This window comes from Phocaeicola massiliensis B84634 = Timone 84634 = DSM 17679 = JCM 13223, assembly GCF_000382445.1.
GTDB classification, from domain to species: Bacteria; Bacteroidota; Bacteroidia; order Bacteroidales; family Bacteroidaceae; genus Phocaeicola; species Phocaeicola massiliensis.
In genome coordinates this window covers 341,860-346,809 of record NZ_KB905475.1, presented here as the reverse complement: position 1 = coordinate 346,809, position 4,950 = coordinate 341,860, and the positions used below count along the sequence as shown (strand labels likewise).

At 40.4% G+C, this 4,950-nt stretch carries 2 protein-coding genes and 2 pseudogenes; 1 reads left to right on the top strand and 3 read right to left on the bottom strand.

The annotated features are described in order from the left end of the window. A pseudogene (locus HMPREF1534_RS20790) lies at positions 1–479 on the bottom strand (hypothetical protein); the annotation flags it as partial. Between the two features lie 75 nt (positions 480–554). After that, a pseudogene (locus tag HMPREF1534_RS20200) lies at positions 555–866 on the bottom strand (helix-turn-helix domain-containing protein); the annotation flags it as partial. A gap of 374 nt (positions 867–1,240) precedes the next feature. Between HMPREF1534_RS20200 and HMPREF1534_RS00340 the strand changes: the two are divergent. Further along, entirely contained in the window at positions 1,241–2,116 is an 876-nt protein-coding gene (locus tag HMPREF1534_RS00340; protein ID WP_005945516.1) for an Rpn family recombination-promoting nuclease/putative transposase, read from the top strand. A gap of 698 nt (positions 2,117–2,814) precedes the next feature. On the opposite strand, the gene HMPREF1534_RS00345 is transcribed toward HMPREF1534_RS00340, so the two are convergent. Continuing rightward, positions 2,815–4,950: ExbD/TolR family protein (locus HMPREF1534_RS00345; RefSeq protein ID WP_005945514.1), on the bottom strand; the 2,136-nt coding region annotated here is incomplete at its 5' end.

The window sequence follows — 4,950 nt, the reverse complement described above, 5'->3', positions numbered from 1 at the left end:
CCTTTCTGTACAGCCCACGCGTTACCTGACGCCTTATATTCAGACTTCACGAATGCCTTGGTTGCATCATCATAGAAATACCAGAAGCCGTCCTTTACATAAGGAGCAGTGCTTTCTCCCTGGGGAGTAGTGCCTGTAGTGGCAAAGAAGCCTGTAGGAGTACCGTCGATGCTGATTTCACCTGTTGTCTTGTCGATGACAACCGTGCTGCCTGCAGGTGTGCCGGCAATAGTCAGGTTGTAAGAAGTACCATCGCTGACAGATACTTTCAAACCGCCCTCTACAGATTCAATCTTGGTTACATAAGCGCCACCGGTGGTGACTTTCGATTCAAGGTCTGAAAGCTTTGACTTGATATCGGTCAACTCCTTGTTGATGTTGTCGATGTCATCGTCATAGTCTTTACAAGACACAAACGTTCCTGTAGAGGATACCATCAAGGCTCCGAACAGGATTGCACTTAAAAATTTTTTGTTCATAATAGAAAAACTTTAAATTTATAAATTTAAAAACTCAATTTGTTTATCGTTTTTAAAGGACTTGGTTTCATTGATTTATATGACCTGCTGTTGGTGTATTTCATTCTTTCCCAATGAGTTTTCCATTGTCCCGGAGAGGCCGGAACAGGTTTCCGCAGCTTTTTCCCTCCGCTTCCGGTAATGTGCCGGTGGAATTCCCATTATCTTACCGAATGCATCATAGAACACACTTCTGGAAGTGAACCCGCAACGCTTGTCAAGCTCGGTGATAGCGCACTCGTTGTGGTCTATCAGGTGCTTGGCGTGAAGGATGCGGTATTTATTCAGTAAGTGTTTAAAGTTGCATTTAAAGTAATGATTGACGACATTTGACAGGTAGGTAGTATTCGTGCCGGTTGCAACAAGAGGATATTACGTTGATTATCAGTGGTATTTGAGAAAGAGAGGCAATTCGGGATTTATCCCTTATTTTGTATAGATTCCATATAAGCATTGGAGGTATTCCACAATTTCATCAAAAGAAATAATATTAACAGGCAAGGGAAGAAATGGGATGTTATCAGAGTAAAACGAAAGAGGCATACAATCCTCACACTAATGTTATACTGTCAAATAAAAAAACGTTTTTCATCTAAAAAAGATCGTTGTTTTTCGTTGTTATCATGTTTCCGTAAAAGAGGGAAATAAATCCCATAAATAAAATGTCCCTCCTTCTTGTCCGGTTCCCCTTAAAAGATTATCTTTGCTAAAAATAAAGCGGCATGGGAAAATTTATCAATCCGTTTACGGACGTGGGTTTCAAGAAGATATTCGGCCAGGAGGTCAGCAAGGATTTGCTCATAGACTTCCTGAACGACCTGCTGGTGGGTGAGAGGTCCATAAAGGACATCACTTTTCTGGATAAAGAGTTGTTGCCCGAATACATGGGTGACCGGGGTGTTATTTATGACATCTATTGCACCACGGAGGCAGGGGAGCATATCATCGTGGAGATGCAGAACCGACAGCAGACGAACTTTAAGGAGCGTGCGTTGTTCTATCTTTCACATACCATTACGCGTCAGGGTGAGAAGGGAGCCCGCTGGGAGTTTGACCTGAAGGCCGTTTACGGTGTCTTCTTCATGAACTTCCGTCTGGAGGACACTCCCCACAAGCTCCGCACGGACATTGTCCTTTCGGACCGTGATACGCACGAAGTGTTTTCGGACAAGCTGCGGTTTATTTTTATCGAGCTTCCTTCTTTCAACAAGGAGGAAGAGGAATGCGAGACGGATTTTGAACGTTGGATATATATACTCAAGAATATGGAAACGCTGAACAGACTTCCTTTCAAAGCGCGCAAAGCCGTCTTTGAAAAACTGGAGAAGATTGTGGATATCGCTTCCCTGAGTAAAGAGGAGCGTATGAAGTATGATGAGAGCATCAAAGTATACAGGGACAATCTGGCAACGATTTCTTTTGCTAAAAATCAGGGGAAAGAGGAAGGGTTGAAGGAAGGAATCGAAAAAGGATTGAAAGAAGGGCGCAAAGAAGGCATTCTTTCTGTAGCCCGCAATTTAAGGTCCGGTGGAATGTCCGTTGAAGCCATTGCTGCTGTAACCGGATTAAGCATCAAAGAAATAGAACAGTTGGATTGACCGGATATATCCTTTTATTTAACATAATAAGGCGGAAGAGAAGCATGAAGCTTTCTTCCGCCTTGTTTTATTTCCCGCCATAAAATCAAGTCCTTGTCAAGATTGCTTCTGCCATAATCTATAACCAAGATTATGAATGCTTATATGGAATCTATACAAAATAAGGGATAAATCCCGAATTACCTCTCTTTCTCAAATATAACTGATAATCAACGCAATATCCTCTTGTTGCAACCGGCATTTTTTTATTCAATAGTTATAAATATCAAGAAGTTCTTTCTAAAAATAACTAATACTTGTTTATCAAAATCTGATATTAAGATTTCATTTTCTTTCTAGATAAAAATTCTTCATTTCTTCACATGACAATAAGCCCTGGCCAAATACAAATAGTGTTAGTTGTAATAAGAATATATTCCGCTTATTATCAACGATATTGAAGAAAGAGAGGCGATTAGGGATTTATCCCTAATTTTGTATGGGTCCTATATAAGCATTTGTAGTCTTGGTTATAGGTTATGGCAGAAGCAATCTTGATAAAGCTTTGAATTTATGACAGAGAATAAAACAAGAGGCCGTTTCAAAAGTGAAGTGCACTCCAAAAGTGTGGCAGCCCCTTTGTCTTTTCTCAAGATTTAGAAAAGAAGATATAAAAAAGGCACCCCAAAGGATGCCTTTCTATTATCGAAAGAAGTAGATTACTTCTTATATTTAACTGTTGCAGTGGTGATGATACCCAGTTCATCTTTGAATGTCAATACTAATGTACCGCCTTGACCTTCTTCCAGACCTGTTACCTTGATACCGGTTGCATTGTTTTCTGCCTGTTGAGCAGCTTGCTTCTTGGTAGCATCACCAGAAGTAGTAGTATACTTATCAGCGGGAGTTCCCATCGTTACAGTACCGAATGAATTTTCACTCTCATCAAGAGATGCATAGATTGCATAAGTGCTTGCAGGAGTTCCACTCAAATTAGCTTGTTTTGTTACCGTAAACTTCTGACCAAGTTTTCCCTGTACATTGTAATTCTGATCAGTAGCAGCATTATCAGCAGACAAGTTAGCAAAGTTCACAGCCATTTCGCTGTCACCGAGTTTCAGTGCAAGACCGTTTCTCTTTTCAGCAGCACCGGTCAACGGAGCAATCATGTCTGTTTCTGTATTTACAATCGCATCTACTGAAGCACCTGCCTTGTAGTATACAAGTGATGCACCTTCGAAGACACTCTTAGCTTTTACTGTAAATTCAGAAGAAGTTACCTTAACTTTGTAAGTGCTGGAAGTATTATATTCGATTTCCAAAATTTCAGCACTGGCTTTTGTCTTGAATGTATTTACTGCAAGTTCCTTACCATTATCAACGTTTTTCAAGATTTTAGCATCACTTGTTGACAAATCGCCAAACAGAGTCGTAGCATTTTCGTTTTCTGCAGCCTTACCATCATAATCGGTATATGTTACTTTCTCTGTATAACTTACAGAAGCTGAAGTAATAGCAGTACCGTTTGCATCTTTCTTGCTTACAAAGATATTTTCAAGAGAAATAGAAGGTTTGTTTCCAGCAGCCTTCACTAAAGCAGTCGTATAAGTGTTATCTGCCCAAGCAGCATATTCATTCTGTTCATACAAGTCACCGAATGCAGGTTCTTCTACGGTTACAGGAATTTCAATGGCTTTCACTGCATTTTCACCGGCTTTCAAAGTCAATGTCAAAGTGAATGAACCAAACATATTGGCAGAACTTTCTGCACCTGATTTATAAACACTTCCCAATGTAATGACTGCTTTCTTGATAGAACGAAGGTCTTTAGAAGCTCCATTCAAATCAACTTCTTCATCTTTTTCATTCTTATAGACAATGCCATTGCTATTTGCCAGACAGACCTCATAAGGAGCATTTTGAGCACCTAATGCACCATCAGTCAAAGCAAAGAAGTCTTTATTGTTTGTTGTCAAAGCAGATTTATTAATTGACAAAGCCTGGTTAGCATCCAGATTAGCGAATGTATCACCCAAGTCAATTGTGAATGATTGGCCGGTTTTTATTATCTTAATGTCAACCGGAGATACACTTTCCGACGGTGCTTCTGTTGCGCTGGCAATATTCAAAGCAACTGTGTGTGTTGAAATATGACCTGTTACGTCCAAAGCATAAATAGTGGCCTCCAAATCTTGACCGGCTGCCGTAGCAGGAACAGTCATTGTCATACCATCAACAGTAATACCTGCTTTTTCTGCTTTTGATGCATCCAACCCTTCAAATTTGATATAAGAATCGTATACATTATCCTCCTTGACAGCTAAAATTGTAGTGCCTAAAGGAACTGTATTTCCATCTTCACCGTCAATTACGACACTGGTTATGCTTTTATCAGACAAAGCTTTGTTGGTTTTACTTTCTGCATCAGTTTGTGTATCTATAACGAAAGCGTATCCTGTCATCACAGTACCGTTCACTGCCAATGCATATTTCACGTTTCTGTCCACACCGTTTTCTTTCTTGGTGAAAGCGGTAGCTATATTATCGGCGGTAATGGTTTCATTCATTTCGATAGACAAATTCCACTTACCATTCATAGAAACGGCACGAGGAGCTGTAGATTCTGCATCTTGTGGAGTTGCCACCACTTTAACAGGAGCCGCCTTGCCTTCTACGTCTACCAAAGTCAATTCCTGTGCACCCAAGTCATAAGATTTAGGTGAAACTTCAGCTACTTCCACAAGGTTGCTTAATTGACCAATCAAGAGTTGCCCTGCAGTCACGTTGCCTTTCTTACCTGCCCAAGTTACATCGGCACCGGCTTTTGACCATGCGATATTTTTACCTGAAGTCCA

Excerpts from the sequence above, each read along its gene's own strand:
- HMPREF1534_RS00340 (WP_005945516.1), top strand. The coding sequence starts at position 1,241 with ATGGGAAAATTTATCAATCCGTTTACGGACGTGGGTTTCAAGAAGATA.